Source organism: Arthrobacter sp. RIT-PI-e, from assembly GCF_001187915.1.
Classification (GTDB): domain Bacteria; phylum Actinomycetota; class Actinomycetes; order Actinomycetales; family Micrococcaceae; genus Arthrobacter_D.
Genome location: NZ_LGIU01000091.1, coordinates 120,513 through 142,760, shown reverse-complemented (window position 1 = coordinate 142,760; position 22,248 = coordinate 120,513). Strand labels below are relative to the sequence as shown.

The 22,248-nt window shown below is 66.9% G+C and carries 21 protein-coding genes and 1 pseudogene; 9 read left to right on the top strand and 13 right to left on the bottom strand.

Going from position 1 to position 22,248, the window contains the following annotated elements; genetic code table 11:
- Nucleotides 1–208: integrase core domain-containing protein (locus tag AC792_RS16590; protein WP_152915961.1), on the top strand; the 208-nt coding region annotated here is incomplete at its 5' end.
- Between the two features lie 167 nt (nt 209–375).
- Here AC792_RS16590 and AC792_RS13655 read toward each other — a convergent pair.
- Nucleotides 376–777, bottom strand: coding sequence for an ankyrin repeat domain-containing protein (locus AC792_RS13655; protein ID WP_049831048.1), 402 nt, complete (start codon nt 775–777; stop codon nt 376–378).
- A gap of 352 nt (nt 778–1,129) precedes the next feature.
- Between AC792_RS13655 and AC792_RS13650 the strand changes: the two genes are divergently transcribed.
- Nucleotides 1,130–1,519, top strand: a complete 390-nt coding sequence (locus AC792_RS13650; RefSeq protein WP_049831047.1) for a hypothetical protein — start codon at nt 1,130–1,132, stop codon at nt 1,517–1,519.
- Between the two features lie 218 nt (nt 1,520–1,737).
- Nucleotides 1,738–2,241: a hypothetical protein gene (locus tag AC792_RS13645; protein WP_049831046.1), complete on the top strand. Its 504-nt coding sequence runs from the start codon at nt 1,738–1,740 to the stop codon at nt 2,239–2,241.
- 984 nt (nt 2,242–3,225) lie between these two features.
- Here the strand turns inward: AC792_RS13645 and AC792_RS13640 are convergent.
- From AC792_RS13640 to AC792_RS13600, 10 genes and pseudogenes are all read right to left on the bottom strand, one after another.
- Nucleotides 3,226–4,350, bottom strand: a complete 1,125-nt coding sequence (locus AC792_RS13640) for a Gfo/Idh/MocA family protein (protein WP_049831045.1) — start codon at nt 4,348–4,350, stop codon at nt 3,226–3,228.
- The gene (locus tag AC792_RS17560) at nt 4,335–5,030 is read right to left on the bottom strand and encodes a ThuA domain-containing protein (protein WP_049831044.1); all 696 of its coding nucleotides are present in this window, start codon (nt 5,028–5,030) and stop codon (nt 4,335–4,337) included. Before AC792_RS17560 ends, AC792_RS13640 begins: the two co-directional genes overlap by 16 nt.
- A gap of 132 nt (nt 5,031–5,162) precedes the next feature.
- Complete coding sequence (locus tag AC792_RS13630; RefSeq protein ID WP_049831043.1) at nt 5,163–6,344, bottom strand: Gfo/Idh/MocA family protein; 1,182 nt, start codon at nt 6,342–6,344, stop codon at nt 5,163–5,165.
- A 297-nt stretch (nt 6,345–6,641) separates the two neighbouring features.
- Nucleotides 6,642–7,046 (bottom strand): hypothetical protein, encoded by a 405-nt coding sequence (locus AC792_RS17815; protein WP_049831042.1) that lies wholly within the window; start codon nt 7,044–7,046, stop codon nt 6,642–6,644.
- 88 nt (nt 7,047–7,134) lie between these two features.
- Nucleotides 7,135–7,377: pseudogene (locus tag AC792_RS17810) on the bottom strand (endo-1,4-beta-xylanase); the annotation flags it as partial.
- A complete protein-coding gene (locus AC792_RS17805) occupies nt 7,308–7,700 on the bottom strand; it encodes a hypothetical protein (protein WP_049831041.1) in 393 nt (130 codons plus the stop codon). The gene AC792_RS17805 and the pseudogene AC792_RS17810, both read right to left, overlap by 70 nt.
- Nucleotides 7,697–10,069 (bottom strand): beta-glucosidase family protein, encoded by a 2,373-nt coding sequence (locus AC792_RS13615; protein ID WP_049831040.1) that lies wholly within the window; start codon nt 10,067–10,069, stop codon nt 7,697–7,699. The genes AC792_RS17805 and AC792_RS13615 overlap by 4 nt, the downstream gene beginning before the upstream one ends.
- An 8-nt stretch (nt 10,070–10,077) precedes the next feature.
- Nucleotides 10,078–10,950, bottom strand: coding sequence for a carbohydrate ABC transporter permease (locus tag AC792_RS13610; RefSeq protein ID WP_049831039.1), 873 nt, complete (start codon nt 10,948–10,950; stop codon nt 10,078–10,080).
- The gene (locus AC792_RS13605; protein WP_152916232.1) at nt 10,950–11,975 is read right to left on the bottom strand and encodes a carbohydrate ABC transporter permease; all 1,026 of its coding nucleotides are present in this window, start codon (nt 11,973–11,975) and stop codon (nt 10,950–10,952) included. Before AC792_RS13605 ends, AC792_RS13610 begins: the two co-directional genes overlap by 1 nt.
- A gap of 9 nt (nt 11,976–11,984) precedes the next feature.
- Complete coding sequence (locus AC792_RS13600; protein ID WP_049831038.1) at nt 11,985–13,283, bottom strand: ABC transporter substrate-binding protein; 1,299 nt, start codon at nt 13,281–13,283, stop codon at nt 11,985–11,987.
- A gap of 118 nt (nt 13,284–13,401) precedes the next feature.
- On the opposite strand from AC792_RS13600, the gene AC792_RS13595 reads away from it, so the two are divergent.
- Both AC792_RS13595 and AC792_RS13590 read left to right on the top strand, forming a co-directional pair.
- On the top strand, nt 13,402–14,412 hold the full coding sequence (locus tag AC792_RS13595) for a LacI family DNA-binding transcriptional regulator (RefSeq protein WP_049831037.1): 1,011 nt from the start codon (nt 13,402–13,404) through the stop codon (nt 14,410–14,412).
- Nucleotides 14,413–14,479: 67 nt separating this feature from the next.
- Nucleotides 14,480–14,776 (top strand): hypothetical protein, encoded by a 297-nt coding sequence (locus tag AC792_RS13590; RefSeq protein WP_049831036.1) that lies wholly within the window; start codon nt 14,480–14,482, stop codon nt 14,774–14,776.
- Nucleotides 14,777–15,136: 360 nt separating this feature from the next.
- Here the strand turns inward: AC792_RS13590 and AC792_RS13585 are convergent, their stop codons facing one another.
- Nucleotides 15,137–16,603, bottom strand: a complete 1,467-nt coding sequence (locus AC792_RS13585; RefSeq protein WP_049831035.1) for an APC family permease — start codon at nt 16,601–16,603, stop codon at nt 15,137–15,139.
- A 247-nt stretch (nt 16,604–16,850) separates the two neighbouring features.
- The gene (locus AC792_RS13580; protein ID WP_152916230.1) at nt 16,851–17,522 is read right to left on the bottom strand and encodes a hypothetical protein; all 672 of its coding nucleotides are present in this window, start codon (nt 17,520–17,522) and stop codon (nt 16,851–16,853) included.
- Nucleotides 17,523–17,823: 301 nt separating this feature from the next.
- Here AC792_RS13580 and AC792_RS13575 point away from each other — a divergent pair, with 301 nt between their 5' ends.
- Genes AC792_RS13575 through AC792_RS13560 form a run of 4 tightly spaced genes read left to right on the top strand, consistent with a single transcriptional unit; the run spans nt 17,824 to nt 22,212 of the window.
- Entirely contained in the window at nt 17,824–19,026 is a 1,203-nt protein-coding gene (locus AC792_RS13575; protein WP_049831033.1) for a thiamine pyrophosphate-dependent enzyme, read from the top strand.
- Nucleotides 19,023–20,144 (top strand): alpha-ketoacid dehydrogenase subunit beta, encoded by a 1,122-nt coding sequence (locus tag AC792_RS13570; protein ID WP_200903415.1) that lies wholly within the window; start codon nt 19,023–19,025, stop codon nt 20,142–20,144. Before AC792_RS13575 ends, AC792_RS13570 begins: the two co-directional genes overlap by 4 nt.
- Nucleotides 20,141–21,751 carry a dihydrolipoamide acetyltransferase family protein gene (locus tag AC792_RS13565; RefSeq protein WP_049831032.1) on the top strand — a complete coding sequence of 537 codons (1,611 nt, stop codon included), beginning with the start codon at nt 20,141–20,143 and terminating at the stop codon, nt 21,749–21,751. The genes AC792_RS13570 and AC792_RS13565 overlap by 4 nt, the downstream gene beginning before the upstream one ends.
- The gene (locus AC792_RS13560; protein ID WP_049831031.1) at nt 21,748–22,212 is read left to right on the top strand and encodes an Lrp/AsnC family transcriptional regulator; all 465 of its coding nucleotides are present in this window, start codon (nt 21,748–21,750) and stop codon (nt 22,210–22,212) included. The genes AC792_RS13565 and AC792_RS13560 overlap by 4 nt, the downstream gene beginning before the upstream one ends.
- Nucleotides 22,213–22,248: the final 36 nt, after the last annotated feature.

Sequence of the window (22,248 nt, the reverse complement as noted above, 5' to 3'; positions counted from 1 at the left end):
CAACGGGAAAGTCGAACGCTACAACCGCACCCTCGCCGAAGAGCTCCTCTACGCCCGCGAGTGGACCTCAGAAGCACAGCGCACCAACGCGATTACCACCTGGAACATCCACTACAACTACCATCGAACACATACTGCGATCGGGAACCAACCCCCAGCCACACGCCTGCACGACAGCGTCGCCAACGTCATGACACAGAACAGTTAGCGAGCACCTCGCCCTACCCCGCTGGCCCCGATCGGTGCGCACCGTGATCGGCGCCGACCTCTCAGAGGACTTGCCCTGTGAATACCGTTCCAGCGTCTACGCCGTAGCTTCCAGTGGCGGTGATAGGAACCGTCGACCCTGGCGATGCCCAGTCCTCGCAGCGGCGATCAAGCGAACAGGGCCTCCATGTCCGTCAAACCGAACTGCCGGGCGACAGCGATCGCGCTTCTGGGTCCCAGGTGTGGATCTGCGCCGGCTCGTAACAGATCATCGACGATTCCCTCATCACGGCGGAACGTCGCCGCCGCCAGTGCGCTCTGACCCATGTCATTGACCCGGCTCGTATCCGCCCCCGCGCCCAGGAGCCCCGACACCGTGTCCGCGCGCCGGTGGTACGCCGCGAGGATGAGCAGAGTATCGCCCCGGGAGTTCGTCAGGTTCACCGGTATACCCGAACCCACAACACTCATGAGCTCACCCGTGCGTCCCTGCCTCGCAAGCTCGAACACCGAGTCCAGGAACTGCAGTTCAACGTCCGTGAACTCAGGCCCCGCCGTCGTCTCGTCCATCTTCCCCGAACCCTCTCACCCGAACCCGAACCCTGAACCACCGCCAGTTCTATACCCAGACTCCGCAGAAGGCCTCACACGACAGCACCTACCTGACGAAGCTGTCGCACACCACACTCAGCCGACTGACACAGCCGAACGTATCAGAAACAGGCGCAGGGACCAGCGAGCGCGAGCCGATAATCACAACCGTAGTCATACTCACGAGGTACCTGGCGACAGAGGTTACGAGCAGGATGCCGTGCTGTCCGACGTGAAAGGTAAGCATGGTTTTTACTAGAAGGCCTAAATACTTTATGATGGGTCTTGGTCAAGAAAGTGGCCATTGCCGCCTCTTCCTCGCGGAGCTCTCATGTATCCCCGACTTCGGACCCTCATCAAGGTCGATCTCACACACCGCACGGCCGTCCTGCAGGTCACCGGTCACCTCACCACCATCAATTACCGGGCGTTGATCCCGATCATCCGGCGCGCCCACGCCTTGCCAGGCAATCCCAGCATCACCATCGACACCACCCAGGCACGGTTCCTCGACCCCGCCGCCATCGGTCTTCTCAAAGACGCCTGCCGGAAGCTCAGCTCCCCCACCCCTTCGCACACGGTGCCCGTACAGGTCATCGGCGCCCTCAGATCCGCGGAACCTCATCCTGCCGCCGTAGGCCAGGACATCATGCAACCCGTGCACCTCACCCCACCGGACTCACCGGTAGGGACGACTACGGCGTACACCCTGGCCTCATAGCCTTCTCCCAGGCCCCACTCACCACCACGCACCATCATGGTGCTGCAGCGCCGTACTGTCACCGTCGTCAGCACCATGACTGTGAGCACACCCATCATCTCGACGCCGCCACCGACGATCCTGCTTCGGCACCCAGGAGATCGCAGCAGGACCCCACGACCGCGAACGTCCCCGAATCCCCCTGGTATCTCCTTCCTCCATTCCATGACAGGAACCCCATGATCCACCGCGACCAGCACACCCGACTGACCATCACCACCCCCGTCCTGGATCCGACAGTGCTCACCACTCTCAGTGAGGACCTCTCGCCCACCATCGCCCTGGACCTCATCATCAACTTCACCTCCCTCCTGGATTCGCGCATCACCCGCATCGACCACACCCTCACCCAGCACCGAAACCACCGGCAGCCACAGCACCACGCCCAGCAGCACCACCAGGACGCTCACGAGGCCCACCACCGTGATGACAGCAGCGACGATGACAACAGCAACGACGGTGGTGAGGACGACAGGCATGTGGAGGCATTACTGAGCATGCGTAACGGGGCGGCGATGGCCGGCGCCCGACGGTTGGAACTCATCGCCACCAGCGCCCTGAGCCGGACCACGAAGGGCAGCATTGCCGTTGAACCCCTCATCCGGCAGCTCATGCAGGAAGCACGACGGTTCAAAGCCGCGGCAGCCCGTATCCAGCAGCCCAACCCACACCTAGCCGCCTAGCACTCACCATGCTCGTGGCGCCTACGACGATGATCAGGTGTAGGGATTGCCCGGTACCGGTATAGGGGAATCGAGGGTTCCACCGGTGAGGACCGCGTCCAGAGTCCGTCGTCGCCCAGGATTCAAGGTGTTCTTCCGTCACCAGGTGCGCTGACGGCCCAACCAGATCGCCGAGACCTTCCCTCCCGGCGGTCATACCGGTGGTGGATCGGGAACCGCCCCGTGACCACCCGGAACCCCTCCACCTCCCGCAGCCGTGTGTCCCACGACGCGGTGAAGTTCCCCGCCGTGGACCAGCCCGCCGCCCCACGCGACACAGCTACCTTCTCCGGGGCGAGTTTGCCCTCCGGATGAGACCGGCGTTGGGCATGCAGCCGCTCATACACCCGGCACTCCTGCACCCGCCGAGCTGGGACGGCATCCCCTGCTCAGCCACGAAGCCGGCATGCGCGGCATCATGTCTGCTCCTGCCCTGGCCTTCCAGATTCTCCAGGGCGCCCGGGGTCTCCGGACCGCCTGGAGCGTGTCGGCCAGGGTGCCGACTGGTTGATCATGTCACTGTACGCGGGACCCGCGATGACGGGGCGGAATCTCACGGTCGCCGCAACACCGAGGAGAGGTCGGTGCTGTTCAGAAGCGTAGCGAATCGGTTCGCGGGGGTGTCCGATCGAGCACAGCTCGAGGTCGATCATCGATCTCCGCGGCAACGTGATCGAGATGTTCTGCGCCGTGTTCGCTGAGGCTGGTCCCTTTCGGTGGCCACTCCACAACCCGTCGGTATACTCGTTCGCGCCTTGTCACCAGGGCGGGTGCGGCTCACAGAAGTAGACCGGGATGCCAGGCAGGTGATGTGACGACGGACGCCGATAATCCGGCAAGCACTCGGAGGGGACCGTCCCCGGGCTTGCGGGTTCGCTCGATTCCGACCGCCCGATGGGGGAGGCGCTCGAACGTGTCCGTCACCCGGCTTGCTCCAGGTCGCCGTCAGAGTACCGGGAGCCCTTGAGGATCCTGGTCCTGAAGAGAGGCGAAGGGGACTCCTCGTGGTCTGTCCACCGTGCTGCTGACCTGCACCGAGGCTCCTTCCGCAGCCGAGCGCAGGAGCGACTCCATGACGTCGAGCACATGGTAGGCGAGCTCTCCATTCGCGCGGTGCTGCTCCCCGGGCGGGGTCAGGGCCATGTCCGCGAGACCGTAGCCTCTGCCCGCGCCGATGTAACCGGCGCTACTGGGCAGCACCTCCCACCCCTCCTCGCGGGTACCGAGGGTGCAGATAGACACCTCGCCGTCGAAATAGTTGGGATCGGGGACGGTGAGACTCGCCTGCTCGCCGTGGATCTCGATGTTCGAGGAGCGCGTCTGCACGGCGTCGAAGCTCATCACGAGCGTGGACAGGGCGCCGGAGGCATGCACCAGGACGCCGGTGACGTGCGAGTCGATCGTCACCGGGATGCTCTGGCCTGCTCGCGCACCGGAACCGATGATTCGTTCCGGGCGAGTGTGGCTCGCCGCCCCGATCACCGAGGTGATCGGTCCGAGGAGGGTGACCAGTGCGGTGACGTAGTACGGTCCCATGTCCAGCAACGGTCCGCCGCCGGGGACGTAGTAGAAGTCCGGGTTCGGGTGCCAGCGCTCATGCCCAGGGGTGACCATCGTCGCGCTGGCCGAGATCGGCCTGCCGATCATGCCGGCGTCGATGACATGGCGGGCCGTCTGAATCCCGGTTCCGAGGACCGTGTCAGGTGCACAACCGATACGAACACCTGCCTCCTTCGCGGCATCGAGTACTTCTCTGGCCTCCTTCGTGGTCGCGGCCAGGGGTTTCTCCCCGTAGACATGCTTGCCCGCCGCGATCGCACGCAGCGCCACCTCGGCGTGCGCGGCCGGGATCGTCAGGTTGAGAACCGTGTCCACCTCCGGGTCGGCCAAGAGCTCATCCACGGTCAGCGCCCGGACGCCGTCCTGCGAGGCGGCCACGGCCTGGGCCCGGGCGAGGTCGAGGTCGGCGACCGCGACGAGGTTCACCGACGGCAGAGGTGGCAGGGTCTTCAGGTACTGGGCCACAATCGCACCGCAGCCGATGATTCCGATGTTCAGCGGCTCGCCCACAGCAGGCCCCTCTCGATGATGGTGCGCACATTCGGGTCGTCGAGGATCTCCACGCGGTGCCCGGGGGTGGAGACGAAGATCCGCCCCTGACCCCACTGCCGGGTCCAGATGGCCGGGGATGTCACAGGGCGGTTCCACGGGTCCCAGTCGCGCACGGCCTGGGTCGTGGTCGCGAGGACGTCGATGTAGTCGTCCGTGAGCACCCAGTACTGCTCGGTCACCAGATCGAAGTCCCCGATCCCTCGGGTGATCGGATGCTCGGCGGCCGCCGGGAGCATGTTCACCCGGTAGGGCACGTAGTTGTCCGACTGCTCGCCCATCCGCTCGTCCGGGTGCTTGCCGGGGTGGCAGGCGAACTGCCCGCCGATCAGGTGGAGATAGTCGGATTCGTTGCGGTACGAGTCGGCGATCCCGCCGTGCCATCCCGCGAGCCCGGTGCCTGTCTCGACCGCTGTGCGCAGGCCCGCGAACTCGTTCTTCTCGATGGTGTTCATCGTGTTGCACTGCAGGACGAGATCCACGGACGCCATGTAGTGCGCGTCCGCGTAGATCTTCGGTGACTCCTCGATCCGGACGTCGTATCCGTTGTCGCGGAGGAACGGGATGAAACGATCCGTCGCCTCGATCGGCTGATGCCCGTCCCGCCCGCCCCTGACGACGAGAGCTTCCCTGGTGGTCATGATGTCCCTTTCGAAGGAATGGACCCGATGTAGGTGCCGTGGTCAGGTGCTTGGCGAAGGACTCCTGGTGAGCAGGTCGATCCATCGGTTCCGCTCCGGTGCTTCCGCGGTGTGCTCGATGCGTAGGTCGGCTCAGACATGCTGCCATCCCGCGTCCTGGGCCGAGCTCTGCTCGACAGCGCGCAGGACTTTCTGCACCTGCAGTGCGTCCGCGAAGGAGGGCGATGGCGTGCGCCCGTCGGCGATCGCCTGCACGAGGTCCACCACCTGGTGCGTGAAACCGTGCTCGTAACCAAGACCGTGGCCCGCCGGCCACCAGTTCCCCGTGTAGGGGTGGACCGGTTCGGTCACGTCGATGGTGCTGAAGCCCGCGATCTCCTGCGGCTGCGTGCCGTCGTAGAACTCGAGCGAGTTCATGTGCTCGAAGTCGAAAGCCAGCGACCCGAGGGTCCCGTTGACCTCCAAACGCATGGAGTTCTTCCTACCCAGCGCGAAGCGGGTGGCCTCGAAGGCGCCGATCGCCCCTCCGTCGAAGCGCGCGCTGAAGATCGCGGCGTCATCCACCGTGACCTGTCCCATCCCGGCGTCCGCGGACCCCGAGCCGCCGAGCCCTGATCTCGCGCCGCTGAGCGGGCGCTCGGTGACGAAGGTGTTGAGCATCCCGGACACCCCGGTGATCTTCAGGCCCGTCACATACTGCGCGGCGTCGATGCTGTGCGCACCGATGTCACCGAGCGCACCGGATCCGGACTTCTCCCGGTCCAGCCGCCACGTCATGGGCGAGGTCGCGTCCGAGAGCCAGTCCTGCAGGTACTGGCCGCGCACGTGCCGGACCGTTCCAATGCGCCCCTGCTCCACGAGCCGCCGGGCCAGCGTCAGCGCCGGCGTGCGACGGTAGGAGAATCCGCACATCGCGAATACTCCTCTCGCCTCTGCAGCCTCCGCGGCCGCCGTCATGCGCTCGGCCTCCTCGACCGAGTTGGCCAGCGGCTTCTCGCAGAGCACGTGCTTGCCGGCCTCGAGGGCGGCGACGGCGATGTCGGCGTGAGTGTTCCCCGGAGTGCAGATGTCGATCAGGTCGACGTCGTCACGTTCCAGGACGGCGCGCCAATCCGTCTCGGTGTCCCGCCACCCCATAGTGGCGGCTGCGGCGCGGAGTGCGACGTCGTCGCGTCCGGAGAGGACGGCGAGTTCAGGCCGAAGCGGGAGGTCGAAGAAGTGTGGGGCTGTACGCCAGGCGTGGGAGTGCATGGCACCCATGAAGGCGTAGCCCACCATCCCGACGCGCAGGACAGGTCTCGACGTGGAAGTCATGGAGCAGCGTGGTCCTTTCGGTCTACTTGTCGGAGCCCGGTGAGTCCGCTCGTGAGCCGGCGTCGTACCGACATGTGGAGGTTTCACCATAAAGAGGGCGAAGAGGACGACGGCGAAGCCGCCCTCGGTTGGATCGTCGTCGAGCTCGATGACCGGCCACGGGAAAGACGAGGGTTCCAGGATCCGGTCACATCGATCAAACACCTCGTGTTGCGCTGGTGGCCGGGATTCATCGTCCGACACGCCTGGCTTCTCGCTGGGGGGATGCGCCCCCATGCCCGGGTACGGTAGTCCGGCTCAGAGCTTCTGCACAGTGTCCACGGATGATCGGCCCAGCGGGACCGGTGCGCTCTGCCCGTCGGGCTCGATCACGTCATCACCGAGGAAACCCGTGATCGACGAGAGTGGATCATGATCCGTGCGCATCGCGGTTCGCGGCAGCCACCATGCGCCCTCGATCAGCGATCGTAGTGCGTGGAATGAGGGTTCCGGTGTGCCGCCCGCGCGAACGAGCCCGCCCGGCGAAGCGAGCCACGCGCCGTCGTCGGTGAACCCCCGGTGCGTGATGGCCTGCACGGCCGGGTGGCTCACGAGTGCGCGGTAGTGCCGGACGGTCTCCTCCGCTTGCCGGGCCTCCCCGTCGGGCGTCGATGGCCGGGACGGGACCTGGTAGTCGCTGAGGTCGGCGATCTCCGGCGGCATGAGATCCCCCCGACGCCGGAGTCGTCCCGGTCAGGTGGAGGGGCAACCCGGAGCGAGCGGACCGATCGATCATCGCGGACATGGCCTCGTTACCCCAGGACCCCCGATGCAGGTGCGTCTGCAGGCCGATCGGGTCCACGACGAATCCGGCATGAAGCACGCCCTCGATCAGTGCTTCGTCCTCGCTCGAGAGATCGCAGTCGTTCGGGACGAACGTCGCGGAAGGGTTCGAGGCGCGAGCCTCCTCGAATGCGAGCCGGATCATGGGTACGCGACCGATGCTCTGCACAAGCCGGGTGACGCCGTTCTCCTCTGCGGTGAACACGAGCATGATGACGGCTTCATCGATCGCGTCCCACATGTCGGCTCGAATCCTCGCCGGGAGAACGGAAGGGTCGCAGTGGTGAACAGCTCGAGCCACACCGCCTCGAGATCCGGCAGGCCGGCGGCGGGCCCTGCCCCGCCGAGAACAGACTCCACCGCGGCATCCTGCTCCGTCTTCCCCGTGTCCATCGGGACGACGTCGAACCCGATGTTGCCGAAGGCGAAGTCATGACGCTGCTGTTCGACGGTGACCTCCGCATCGCGCAACGGTTCGCCGGCGGGATCCAGGACGGTCACCTCCACGGTGGCCCGGCGGTGATCGAGGGTCATGAGGCGCTCCGTGCGATCTCCTCGAACCGCGGGTGGAAGGCCCTGTCGAAGCCCACCACGCGGGTCCCACCGGTGAGCTGCACCGAGTGCGTGATCCTCAGGTCGGTGCTCGACGCCCCGAGAGCCAGGACGATCTCCCCCGGTTCGACGACCCGTTCGCCGTTGCGGTCGGTGAAGGACGTGAGATCTGCGGGAACGTGGATCGAGAGCTCGACGGACTCGCCCGGCTCCAGGTCGACGCGCCGGAAACCGACCAGACGCTGCACGGGGCGCACCACCGACGCGACCGGGTCGTGGACGTAGATTTGGACGATCTCCGTCCCGGGACGGCTCCCGGTGTTGCGGAGGCGGAGTCCGAGGGTCGCCGTGCCGTCGACCCCGGTCGTCTCCGGTCCGTGCTCACCGGCGCTCCAGTCGAAGCTCGTGTACCCGATCCCGTGCCCGAACGCGAAGGCCGCGGTCGGGTCGATGCTCGACACCCCGTTGGAACGCGCCAGAGGAGCGGCCAGGTAGGTGGAGGGCTGTGTCCCTTCCGAAGCCGGGATGCTGACAGGCAGGCGCCCGCTCGGATTGACCCGGCCCGAGAGGATACCGGCGAGCGCGGCGGATCCTTCTTCTCCTGCGAAGAACGCTTGCACGATCGCGGCGGCACCGGCGACGGCGGTCCCCAGTGCGTACGGTCGCCCGGCGAGCAGGGTAAGGATGGCAGGTGTCGATGTTGCCACGACGGCGTCGAGAAGTTCCTGTTGCGCACCGGGCAGGCGGAGCGACTCGACGTCGCAGCCCTCGCCGCTGGTGCCGCGGCCGAAGAGCCCGGCCCGGTCGCCGAGTGCGAGGATGACGATGTCCGCGCGTGTTGCGGCATCCACTGCTGCGGGGATCCCGGTGGTCTCTCCTCCGTCGATTGTCGTGCCTGGCACGTACTCGATGTCGGCTTCGGGGAACTCGACGCGGAGGCTGTCGAGCAGGGTGGGCAGTTCGATGCCCAGTGGCGTGTCAGGGTGCTGCACGCCGACATGGGCAGGGAACGAGTAGCAGCCGAGCACCGCGAAGGGGTCATCCGCCGTCGGCCCGACGACGGCGATCCGGCGCGGGGAGGTGAGCGGGAGGGTCCCGTCGTTGCTGACGAGCACGATGGACTGCTCGGCGATCTCTCGGGCTACCGCCCGGTTGGCGGGGTTGTCCAGGTCGATGGTGCCGCGGATGCCTTCCGTGGTGTCCACGTCGGCGTCCCGCAGCGCTTCGGGTGTGGCATCCCAGTCAGGATCGAGCAGTCCGAGTTCGACCTTCTGGCGCAGTACACGCCGGAGGGCACGATCGATGACCGCCTCGGCCAGGTCACCGGATCGGACCGCTTCAGCCAGTGGTGCGCCGAAGGTCTTCACCGTCGGCAGTTCGACGTCCACGCCGGCCGTGAGCGCGAGAGCAGCGGCCTCACCCCACGAACCTGCGACGCCGTGCAGCAGTTTCAGGAAGGCGATGCCGAAGTAGTCGGCCACGACGGTGCCGTCGAATCCCCAGGTATCGCGCAGAATGCCGGTGAGCAGTGACTCGTCGGCCGCGGACGGGACGCCGTCGATGTCGGTGTACGAGTGCATGACCGAACGCGGCTTGCCTTCGCGCATGACCATTTCGAACGGGACGAGCAGGACGTCGGCGAGTTCACGTGGACCCACCGAGACCGGGGCGAGGTTACGGCCGGCTTTCGAGGCCGAATACCCGACGAAGTGCTTCAGGGTTGCGACGATCCCTGCGGACTCGAGGCCGCGGACGTACCCCGTTGCAATGGTGCCGATGAGATAGGGATCCTCCCCGATGGTCTCCTCGACGCGACCCCAGCGGGCGTCCCGGACCACGTCGAGCACCGGGGCGAGGCCCTGGTGGATGCCGACCGAGCGCATGTCGGAGCCGATGCGGTGTGCCATGCGCTCGATGAGCCCGGGGTTGAAGGAGGCCCCCCAGGCCAGGGGCACCGGGTAGGCCGTCGCCCCCCAGGTGGCGAAGCCGGCGAGGCACTCTTCATGCGCCATGGCCGGGATGCCGAAGCGGTTGGATGCCACGATTCGGCGCTGGCTGCGCAGGAGGGACAGCGCTCCGAGTGCCGGGTCGACCGGGGCGGAGCCGAACGGCCTGGTCAGCTGGCCGAGTCCGTTCGGCAGGAGCGTGTCGAGGTCGACGAGGTCGTCCATGTCGTTCTGGTGCGGGGCGACGTCCCCGCCCTCGTTGGAGGCGCCGACCCAGACGCCGAACAGCTGGGCGATCTTCTCTCCGAGGGTGAGCTCGGTGAGGAGTGCTTCGACGCGGTCGGAGGCGGAGGCGGTGACGTCGTGCCATGCCGGCGTGGTCGTCGTGGATGTCGTGGTGCTCAAAGAAGGTCCTAACCTTTGACGGCGCCGGTGAGTCCGCCGACGATGCGGCGCTCGAACAGCGTGAAAAATATCAGTGCCGGAATCATGGACAGCGAGGTGAAGGCAAGTACCTTCGCCGTGTCCACCGAGTACTGCGAAGCGAACGCCTGAACACCCAGCGGCAGGGTGTAGCTCGCCTGGTCGCTGAGGATGAACAGGGGCAGGAGATAGCTGTTCCAGCTCGCCACGAAAGCAAGGATGCCGGTGGTGACGACGCCGGGCAATGACAGGGGGACGACCATCCGGAAGAAGAAGCCCAGCCGGCTGGTCCCGTCGATCGCGGCCGCCTCCTCGAGCTCGTTGGGGATGGCCTTGAGGAACGGAACGAGGATGATGATCGTCACCGGCAGGCCGAAGGCGATCTGCGGGAGGATCACCCCGGCCAGGCTGTTCATCAGGCCGAGCTCCCTGACGAGGATGTAGAGCGGCGTGATCGCCACGGTCATCGGGAACATGAGGCCGGCGGCGAAGAGTGAGTACATCGCTCCGCGACCGGCAAAGGTGTAGCGCGCGAGGATGAAGCTCGCCATCAGGCCGAGCGTCACCACACCCAGGGTCGTGGCGATCCCGGCGATCGCCGAGTTACCGACCTGCTGCCAGAAGGTACGGCTTGCGAGCACTTCGGCGTAGTTGTCGAAATTCCAGGGGTTCGGGAATCCCGCGGGCGAATTGGTGATCTGTGAGTTGTCGCGGAACCCGCCGAGGACGATGTAGATGACGGGTCCGAGACAGAGCGCGATGAACACGAAGGCGATGAAGTAGGTCGCCGGGCTGCCCCACTCCTGGCGTTCCCTGAGTGGACGCTTCGCGCGTGGGCGTGTGGGAGCTTCGAGAACAGCCATCACTTCTTTCCTTCTGTGAGGGCACCGGCGGTGTCGCGTGAAAGGACGAACCGCTGGTAGATCAAGGCAATGACGAGGGAGATCAGGAACATGACGACGGCGACGGCACTGCCGTACCCGAAGTTGCCCGACGTGCGCCCGTTGGCGACCATGTAGGTGGCCATGGTCGAGGTCCCGGCGGTCGAGGCGACGTACTGACCCCAGATGATGAAGACCAGGTCGAACAGCTGCAGCGAACCGATGATCGACAGGAACGCCCAGATCCGCACGGTCGGCCCGAGGAGCGGCAACGTGATTGTGCGCTGAATCTGCCAGTAGCTGGCGCCGTCGATCGCGGCCGCCTCGAACAATTCGTCGGGGATGCTCTGCAATCCGGCAAGGAAGAGGATGACGGCGAAGCCGATGTACTTCCACGAGATGATCACCATCAGGGACCAGATGGCGAGGCTCGGATCGGAGAGCCAGTCCCTTTGCAGAGCTCCCAACCCGACGCTCTCGAGCAGCCCGTTGACGGAACCGGATGTCTGCAGCATGAGACCCCAGCCGATCCCGACGATCACCTCGGAGATGATGTACGGGATAAAGATGAGCACGCGGATGAGCGAACGGCCGCGGATCCTCTGGTTGAGCAGGAGCGCGAGGATGATCGCAATGGGTCCCTGGATGACCAGCGAGAGCACCAGGATGAACCCGTTGTGGCGCAGCACGTCGTGGAACGCGCTGTCCTGAAGGATGATCAGGTAGTTATCAAAACCGACGAAGTCGGTGGCCGGGCCGAAGCCCTTCCAGCGGAAGAAACCGTAGTAGCCGGCCAGGACGACCGGGAAGATGACGAAACTGACGAAGACGACGATCGCCGGCCCGGCCAGGAGCGTGATCTCGAGGAGCTTACGCCAGTCTGTTGAACGCCGTCCGGGCCGCGGTACGGCAGGGGACACCGCGCGAGCGCCATTCCCTGCCGTCACCGTGCCCCGCGGCGGCTGCTTGTCCGTCATCAACGGAGCACCCCCTGCAGGATCGATCATGATCTGCTGCTAGCCCTTGGCCGCTGCGTCGTTCAGGGCGGAGACGATGTCCTCGGCTGTGCCCTGACCGGCGAACATGTCGACGGCGCCCTTGTTCAGGGCGTTCCCGACGTTCTGCCCGAACAAGGTGTCGAGCCACACCGTGACGTACGGTGCCTCGTTGTACGACTCGATGATGGACAGCAGCGCCGGGTCCTCCACGACGTCCTGGGCATCCTGGTTGGCGGGGATCGTCTGGAACGCTTCGGCATAGCCTTCCTGGTATTGCTGCTGCATGAAGAAGTTCAGGAACGCGGTGCATTCCTCTTGCGGGGCCTGGGCGGAGCAGGTGAACCCGTCGACGCCGCCCATCATCGCCCCTGGCTCGCCCTCGCCGCCGTCGATCTCCGGGAACGGGAACCAGCCCAGGTCCGGCAGGGGCTGCTCGTCGGGGGTCAGTGATGCGATGACCCCGGGGTTCCAGGCGCCCATGAGCTCCATGGCTGCCTTGTGGTTGGCGATGAGCCCGGCCGAGCTACCTGCACCTTGCTGCGCGGCGGTGGTGAGGAATCCGTTGTTGAACGGTTCCGTGTCGACGAAGTCCTGCAGGTCCTTGCCCGCTTCCAGCCAGCACGGGTCGTCGAACTGCATGGTTTCGGCGGCTGTGTTGAGGGCGTCCTGCGAGCAGGCTCGAACTGCGAAGAAGTAGTACCAGTGCGCTGCAGGCCAGGCATCCTTCGCGCCGACGGCGATGGGGTCGATTCCTGCGCCCTTGAGCTCGTCGACGGCGGTATCGAGCTCCTCGATGGTTGTCGGTGTTCCCTCGACGCCGGCTTCGGTGAAGAGGTCCTGGCTGTAGTAGATGCCGCCGGGCAGCACTGCGGTCGGCATCCCGTAGATCTTGCCGTCGACCGCGAAGGCGCTCAACACACCTTCGGGTACAGCGGCCTTGGTGGCGTCGTCGATGGAGTCCGTGATGTCCAAGGCCTGTCCGGCCGCGACGACATCCGCGAGCTTGCCGCCGCCGCGCGCCAGGAAGATGTCCGGTGCATCGCCGGAGTTCAGCGCCGTCTGGAGTTTGCCGTCCATCTCCTCGTTCTGGATGGACTGGATCTCGACTGTGACCCCGGGGTTCGCCTCCTCGAACGCCGCGACCGTGTCCTCCCAGTACGCCTTCCCGTCACCGGTGGTCGAGTTGTGCCAGAACGTCATGGTGACATTGCCGTCTTCTGCCGCGCCGCTGTCGGAGCCGCACGCTGTCAGGCCGCCAAGGGTGAGTGCTGTCGCTGCTCCGATGGTCAGCAGCTTTCTGATGCTGTACTTGTTCATCTTTGAACGCCTCTCGAAAGTTTCGACATTTACGTCGAAATCACGTAGTGTGCTGTGAGCCTAACAGTGGCCCGGGGAAACGCAAGTGATTCCTGCAATGACGAGGGAGTGAGTTCTCATGAGCGAGCCAGGTCGCAAGGTCAAACTCAATGAACTGGCCGACGAGGCGGGAGTGTCGATCTCCACGGTGTCCAAGGTCCTCAACGGACGCTCGGACGTGTCCGCGCTGACGCGGGCGAAGATCGAGGAACTGCTCGGCAGGCAGGGGTACCAACGACGCCCGGGGCTACCCAACAGGGACACCCTGATCGAGCTCGTCTTCCCGGAACTCGAGACGGCCTGGGCCATGGAGATCATCCGCGGAGTCGAAAATGTCGCTCGCGCCAACGATCTGAGCGTCGTCCTCACCGAGTCCGGTGACCGCCACTCCCCGTCCCCGGCCTGGCTCACCGGGGTCCTCCGCCGTCGCCCGGTCGGGGTGGTGCTCGTCTTCGCCGACCTCGCGGCGGAGGCGAAGGCGACGCTTCAATCCCGTGCCATCCCGTTCGTGATCATCGACCCGGCCGGTGATCCGGCCCCGGACGTCCCCGCGGTGGGGTCGGCGAACTGGTCCGGCGGCCTGGCAGCCACTCGCCACCTCATCGAACTAGGACACACACGGATCGCCGCGATCACCGGTCGCGACGACATGATGTGCTCCTTCGCCCGCGTCGACGGATACCGCTCCGCCATGAACTCCGCCGGCATCGAGATCGATGAGCGCTTCGTGCGATTCGGCAACTTCCGGGTGGACGGGGGCCGCAGCATAGCCCTTGAACTGCTGACGATGCCCGAGCGCCCCACGGCCATCTTCGCGGGCAGCGACCTCCAGGCGCTCGGCGTCATCGAGGCCGCCAGAACCCTCGGACTGCGGGTGCCCGTCGACCTGTCCATCGTCGGTTACGACGATCTGCAACTCGCCCAGTGGGCCAGTCCCGCGCTCACGACCGTGCATCAGCCGCTCACGGCGATGGCCGAGGAAGCAGCACGGCTCGTGATCCGCATGAGCGAGAGCACCCTCGACACCATCCCCCGGATGGACCTCGCGACGCGCCTGGTCGTCCGTGACAGCACGGCCGCGCCGGCCTGACGCGAGCCTGGGCCGCAGCCCATCCCCTCGACAGCGCGAACCCGCATGCACCGGACTTCCTGCCGAGGTGCAGCAGCCGGCGTCGCGACATGGATCCCCGATCATCCTCGTGGTGCTCCGCGGGTGGCGCATCGTCGGCGAAGCCGGGTCAGGCGGACCCGCGGCGAACGGATCGCACGAACCACCGGACGACGATGCAGAGCCCGAAAGCCTCGTCCACCGCCTGGTCATCACCGGAGGACGACCGCAGATCGACGTGGGTGCGCTCGAGGAGCAGGCCGACCTCGATGCGCTGATCACCACCAGGTGGGTACCTGTACGACGGGTCCGGACGGCATGGGCGTGGTCGAGCCCCGCACCCTGAGGGTGCACGGGTCCACGGAGAGTGCCGCTCGTCACGACGGGCCGCACGAACGCCCCGTCGATGCCGGTCGAGGAGAAGACCGCCCAGGTCGTCACCGGCGTACCGGGATCCTCGCCGTCGAACCCCGAGGCTCCCCACCCGAGCATCCGACGTCGGAGGCGGCGACAGGAGCCGCGCGGAACGTGCCCGGCACATCACTCGCCGACAGTCCTGTGCAGTTCCTCACCGGTGTGATCGACGGCTCCCAGGGCCACGCCACGGAGTCGGCGCTGCCCGCCGCAGCCGTCGCTCGTCCGTCTGCGCCTCACGGGGGCGGACAGGGCCGTGCATGCAGCCGCCTCAGCTGTCCCGGGCGTGGTGCTACCTCGTCCGGAGGCGGGAGTGGCGGTACCCGTAGGCGAAGTAGATCGCGAAGCCGACCACCAGCCACCCGGCGAAGAACAACCAGGTGATCGTCGCGAGGTTGAACATGAGGTAGAGGCACAGTGCGGCCGACGTGATCGGGATGATCTTGCCGAAGGGGACGCGGAAGGCTGGTTTCAGGTCCGGGCGCTTGCGGCGCAGCACGATGATGCCGAGGCTGACGGTGATGAACGCGGACAGCGTGCCGATGTTGATCATCTCCGCGAGGACCTCGACCTGCGTGAAACCTGCGAGGAGGGCCACGACGACGCCGCACAGGACCTGCGTGCGGGCAGGCGTGGCGTGCTTGTCCGACGTGCGGCTCAGACCGCGGGGCAGGAGGCCGTCACGGCTGAGGGCGAAGACCACACGGGCCAGGCCCATGAGCAGCACCATGATGACGGTGGTCAGGCCGATCAGACTGCCGAGCGAGATGATCCCGGCGGCCCAGTCGGCGCCCACGAGCTGGAAGGCCGTGGCCAGGGACGGCGCACCGGAGGCCCCGAGATCCTTGTAGGACACCATCCCGGTGACGACCAGCGTGACGAGGATGTAGAGGACGCTCACCACGGCGAGTCCGGCGAAGATGCCGCGGGGCAGGGTGCGGCTGGGATTCTTGACCTCCTCCGCGGACGTGGCGACGACGTCGAACCCGATGAACGCGAAGAAGACCAGCGCCGCTCCGGAGATGATGCCCGTGAAGCCGAAGGCCGCAGGGGAGGCACCACTGAGGAAGGACAGGAAGGGTTGGTCCGCCCACCCCGCACCGCTCTCGGCGGCGGGCTCGGACACCGGGACGAACGGGGTGTAGTTCTCGGGGTTGACGTAGAAGAAACCGACCACGATCACGAACAGCACGATGCCGATCTTGATGACGGTGAAGACGCTGTTGACACGGGCGGAGAGCTTGGTCCCGTAGATCAGGACGGCGGTGAAGATCGCGACGATCAGCAGCGGGCCCCACGCCAGATCGAGGCCGAACAGGCTGATGTCCGCGGGGATGTCCAGCTCGAGCACGCTGAAGAGGTCGGTGAGGTAGACACCCCAGAACTTCGCGATGACGGCCGCGGCCATCAGGAGTTCGAGGATCAGGTTCCAGCCGATGATCCAGGCGAGGAACTCACCCATGGTGGCGTAGGTGAAGACGTAGGCGCTGCCGGCGACCGGCAGGGCGGTGGCGAACTCCGCGTAGCACATGATCGCGAGCGCGCAGGTAATCGCCGCCAGGACGAAGGAGACGGTGACCGCCGGACCGGCGTTGAACGCCGCGGCCTGCGCGCCGACGGAGAAGATCCCCGCACCGACGGCCACGGCCACGCCCATGATCATCAGGTCCCACGTCGTGAGGGATCGCTTGAGGCCGTGCCCCTTCTCGTCGGAATCCGCGATCGACTGCTCGATCGACTTTGTCCGGAACAGGTCCATGGTGCTGATCCTTCACAGGGGTAGATGACGCTGGTACGAGGGAGTGGGGTGGAGGCGGGTCGCGTACCGGCCGGGACCGGGCCCCTGCTCGAGGATAGGAGGCCGGACGTGCCACCTGCACATCGTGACGAGACCGGGGGCACACCCGTCCGGTGCGGAACGGACCGGAGACCTCGAGGGGCCGCGCCCGGACGGTGGTATTCGAGCGCGGGACCCTGGACCACGGTGGTGGTGGGGTGTGGGTGTACTAGCCCCTGGGGACGGAGGAGCTCTCGTGGAACCAGATCGCCCGCCCCAGTGCGCCGGGTTCCACGGCGAGTTCCCTGGCCGCCGACTCCAGGACCTGCCACGCCCACACCGGCGTCGTACCGGCGTCCTTGTCGAGGACCCGGGTGAGGTAGCGCTGCACCGGAGCACCCGGTCTCGAGCCGGAACCAGGGCCTGCGTCCACGAGCAAGGACGACCAGGCCAGCGGGCCGAACCCGCGCACGGACAACCACGCCCTCCGGGCGGGACCACCCGTCACGGCGGTCAGGGCCCGGAGGTGCGCTGCGGTGGTCACCGGGACATCCAGTGCGGCGAGCCGCGACAACCCCTCATGGATGCCCATGGTGCGCACCCGCACCGTACCGGGCAGCTTGCTCTCGGTTGCCAGGACCTCACGCGCGAACCGGGCCGGTCCGCCGGCATCCTCCATGACCCGCAGCAGGTCAGGGCCACCGTCGGTGTCCGCGGTCGGCCGGAACACCCGGTACCGGGCCACGACTCCGGTCGCCGTGCCCGGGGCCGCACGCAGGGAGAACACGGAGTGCAGCGCACACAACGCAAGAGAGTCCCGGAATTCCACCGGGCGAGCCCACCCCGCGGGCACACCGAGATCCCGGACGACCGATTCCACCACCGCATCCACATCAAGCACCCCCAAACACTACCCAGCCCTGAGCCACGAAGCGGAACCGTGGTCAGGCGGGACAGGTCCGCGCATCGGGTCCGTGGCCCGAACGAGCGGGTCCGATCAGCAGATCGGAGACACGGCTCGGGTGGGGGGATCGAGGAAGACATCCGAATACACATTCATGATGTGAGCGGGACCACAGTCACGCTTCGTCTCCGCCGACATGCTTCCTCGTTCGTTTCGTCCGCACTTGTTCGGTCCTAGCGGCATCCATGAGACCTGGCAGCATACTGGTGGGGACTATTGGTCTACCGAGGACGGAACGATGACGATCTCCGCTACCCAGCACATCCCTGATGCGACCGAACCACCCCCTCATCACAGGGCTCTGACCGAATCCGTGCGGAAGTTCGGGATCTCGGTCGAGGACTACATGCTCCCCGCACGTCACCCCATCCAGATGGTGAGCCCGGAGGGTGTCCTGGTCCCGGCCGACGAGCAGGGCGCCCAGCCCGGGCACGAGTATCCGATACCCGACGAAGCAGAACTGCTGGCCGCCTACGAACAGCTGGTGATCGGCCGGCGCGTCAACGACCAGAACTCGGCCCTGGTGCGTCAGGGCCGGATCGCCGTCTACCCCTCGAGCCACGGCCAGGAGGCATGCCAGGTCGCCGCAGCCCTGGCCCTGGCCGACGGCGACTGGATGTTCCCCACCTACCGCGACTCGGTGGCGATCATGGCCCGCGGCGTCGATCCGATGCAGGTCATGACCTCGTTCCGCGGCACCTGGCACAGCGGGTACGACCCCCACGAACACCACGTGGGCATCCAGTCCACGCCCTTGACGACCCAGCTGCTCCACGGAGTCGGCGTCGCCCACGCGGCGAAGCTCCGCGGAGAGGACACCGTGGTCCTGGCCATGTGCGGGGACGGCGCGACCAGCGAGGGCGACTTCCACGAGGCGCTGAACTTCGCCGCCGTGTTCGGACTCCCCGTCATCTTCTTCGTGCAGAACAACAGGTACGCCATCTCCGTCCCCCTGGCCCAGCAGTCCGCCGCACCCTCGCTCGCCCACAAGGCCGTCGGGTACGGCATGGCCGGTGAGCGCGTGGACGGCAACGACCTGGTGGCACTTCTGTCCGTGCTGCGACGGGCGGTGACACTGGCCCGTGAGGGGTCAGGGCCCCTCCTGGTCGAGGCCCACACCTACCGGATGCAGGCCCACACCAATGCCGACGACGCCACCCGGTACCGCCAGGACAGCGAGGTGGCCGAGTGGCAGGAGAAGGACCCGCTCAACCGCATGCGGACCTACCTCACCGGCCAGGGTGTACTGCGGGACGAGGACGCCGACCGTATCGACGAGCACGCCGAAGCGGTCGCCGCCGTGCTCCGGGAGGGGCTGAACACGGAGGTCGACGTCGATCCGCAGGAGCTGTTCAGGCACGTGTTCTCCTCCCCCACCCCGCACCTGGACCGGCAGTCGGCGATGCTCGCCGAGGAGATCTCACGGGAGGCGGCCCGATGAGCCGGACACTGACCACCTCGTCCGCCACGACGTCCGCCACCGATGGTGATGTCAGCTCCGCGACGGCGCGTGCCGCGGAGCAGGCGGCCTCCACGCAGGAGGTGCAGTCGCTCACTCTCGCGAAGGCGCTCAACACGGCGATGGTCGATGCGATGAGCGCCGACGACACCGTCATCGTGTTCGGCGAGGACGTGGGGATGCTCGGAGGTGTCTTCCGCATCACCGACGGCCTGATGAGGAGATTCGGTTCCACCCGGTGCTTCGACACGCCGCTGGCGGAGTCGGGGATCATCGGCATGGCGGTGGGGATGGCGATGAACGGGATGCGCCCGGTGGTGGAGATGCAGTTCGATGCTTTCGCCTACCCGGCGTTCGAGCAGATCGCCAGTCATGTGGCGAAGATGCACAACCGTACGCGGGGCGCCGTGACCCTGCCGATGGTCATCCGCATCCCGTACGCAGGTGGTATCGGGGGCGTGGAACACCACTGTGACTCCTCCGAGGCGTACTACGCGCACACGGCGGGCCTGAAGGTGTACACCCCCGCCACGGTCGCCGACGGGTACAGGATGCTGCGGGAGGCGATCGACTCGGACGACCCGGTGATCTTCATGGAACCGAAGAAGCTGTACTGGTCCAAGGACGCGGTGGATCTCGAGGGGCTGCGTCAGGAGCACACCGAGCGGGTGGCAGCGGGGAGCTCCACCGAAGGACGGGCCGGTGTCGCCCGCTCCGGGACGGATGCGACCCTGATCGCCTACGGGCCGTCGGTGCCGACCGCTCTGGCTGCGGCTGCGGTAGCCGCCGAGGAGGGCCGTTCGCTGGAGGTGATCGACGTGCGTTCGATCGTCCCGTTCGACGACGAGACCGTCGCGGCCTCGGTCCGCAGGACCGGCCGGGCGGTGGTCATCGCCGAAGCACACGGATTCGCGTCCGTGGCGTCCGAGATCGTGGCCCGCATCCAGGAGAGCTGCTTCCACCAGCTGGCAGCACCGGTGCGACGGGTCACCGGTTTCGACATCCCGTACCCCGCCCCGAAACTCGAGCACTACTACCTCCCCGGGGTCGATCGGATCCTCGACGCCGTGGACGATCTCCAGTGGGAGGACCAGTCGTGAGTACGCCCAACATCTTCCTCCTGCCCGATCTCGGTGAGGGTCTCGCCGAGGCGGAACTGGTCACGTGGTTCGTCTCCGTGGGGGACCGGATCACGGTGGATCAGCCGATCGCCGAGGTGGAGACCGCGAAATCCGTGGTGGAGGTGCCGTCCCCGTACGCAGGGACGGTCGCCGTCCTCCACGGGGAACCCGGGGAGGTGATGGACGTGGGCAAACCCCTGATCTCCGTCATGCCCGCGGACTCCTCCCCGGTGTCTGTCCCCGTGCAGGTCGCCGCTGCGGGACGTCCGGTCGACGCCTCGGTTCATGCGCACGGGGGAATCACCCGACCGGTGGCGCCGGCGCCCGATGCTGCAGCGGCGGCGTACCGCGAGGAGGAGAGGGCCGGTTCGGGGAACGTCCTCATCGGATACGGGACCCCCGCGGGCCAGGGGCACGCGGGACGCCGCCGGACCCGGAAGCTCTCCCACCCCGCCGGGCCGCAGCACGTCCAGAGCCCGCCCCACACCCGGGCAAGCCCTCCCACGACACCCGCACCACCCGGCGCGACGGCGCATGAGGTCCTACCCGGGCGCGGCGAGCGCCTTGCCGTCAGTTCCCCGCTGGTGCGCCGGTTGGCGTACGACTCCGGCGTCGACCTCCACGCGGTGCACGGCACCGGGGCGGCGGGATTGATCACACGACGCGACGTCGAGGCGGCCCTCTCCGCAGGCGCGGCGGTGAGCCCTCTACCCTCCGGGATACCCCGCACAGCAGGATTGTCCGAGGCACAGCAGAGCGTTCCCGTGCGCGACTCCCCCGCGGGCTCTCCACCGGGCATCTCGGCGAGCACCTCGGCGGGCGCCGATGATTCCGAGGTGGATCCCCGCACCGGTCTGGTCGTGGCCTCCAGGACACCCGTGCGCGGAGTGCGCAAGGCGGTCGCCGCGGCCATGACGCGCAGCCGGACCGAGATCCCCGAGGCCACCGTGTGGGTGGACGTGGACGCGACGGCTCTTGTCGGACTGCGGTCGGCGATGAAGGAACGCAGCCCCGAGGACACCCCGGGACTGCTCGCCTTCATCGCCCGTTTCGTCACGTCCGGGTTGAGGAAGTACCCGGAGCTCAACTCGCGCTTCCAGCCCGTGCAGGACGCCGGTGCGGGCGCGTCGACGACCGACGGCGCGCAGATCCTGGGTTTCGGTGGAGTGAACCTCGGTTTCGCGGCGCAGACGGACCGCGGGCTGGTGGTTCCCTCCATCCGTCGTGCGGATCGGCTCAGCGCACGAGGTCTCGATGCCGAGATCCGCCGGCTCGGTCGTGTGGCACGCGAGGGGAAGGCGTCCCCGACCGAGCTGACCGGCAGCACGTTCACGATCAACAACTACGGCGTGTTCGGCGTGGACGGATCGGCGGCCATCATCAACCACCCCGAAGCAGCGATGCTGGGTATCGGGCGCATCATCGACAGGGCGTGGGTGGTGGACGGTGAGCTCGCGATCCGGAAGATCGTGGAGCTGACCCTGGTCTTCGACCACCGCGTCTGCGACGGGGGCGCGGCGAGTGCTTTCCTGCGCCATGTGGTGGACGCGATCGAGGATCCGGCGTCGGCGCTGGCGGACCTGTGACCTCCCAGGACGACCGGCGCCCGGTCACCCCGTTGGACGAGGTGGACCACCGCATCCTGGACCAGCTGCGCCGTGACGGGCGCATGTCGGTCACCCAGGTCGCCGAGAACGTCCACATCTCACGCGCCCACGCCTACACGCGCATCACCCGGCTCACCGACGAGGGCGTGCTGACGAAGTTCACGGCCCTGGTGGATCCGGTCAGGAGCGGACGGAAGTCCTCAGCCTACGTGACGTTGAAGGTGCGACAGCATTCCTGGAGGGAGCTGCGTGAGGAGTTGCGCTCCATCCCGGAGGTCGAGCACATCGCGCTGGTCGGCGGGGACTTCGACGTGATCCTGCTGGTCAGGGGGGTGGACAACTCCGATCTGCGGCGCATCGTGTTCGACCAGCTGCAGTCCATGCCCGGGGTCCTGGACACCCAGACGTTCCTGATCTTCGAGGATCTCGACACCCGCTGACCTGCCCCGCACCACCGGGTCGGGGCAGGTGCGCAG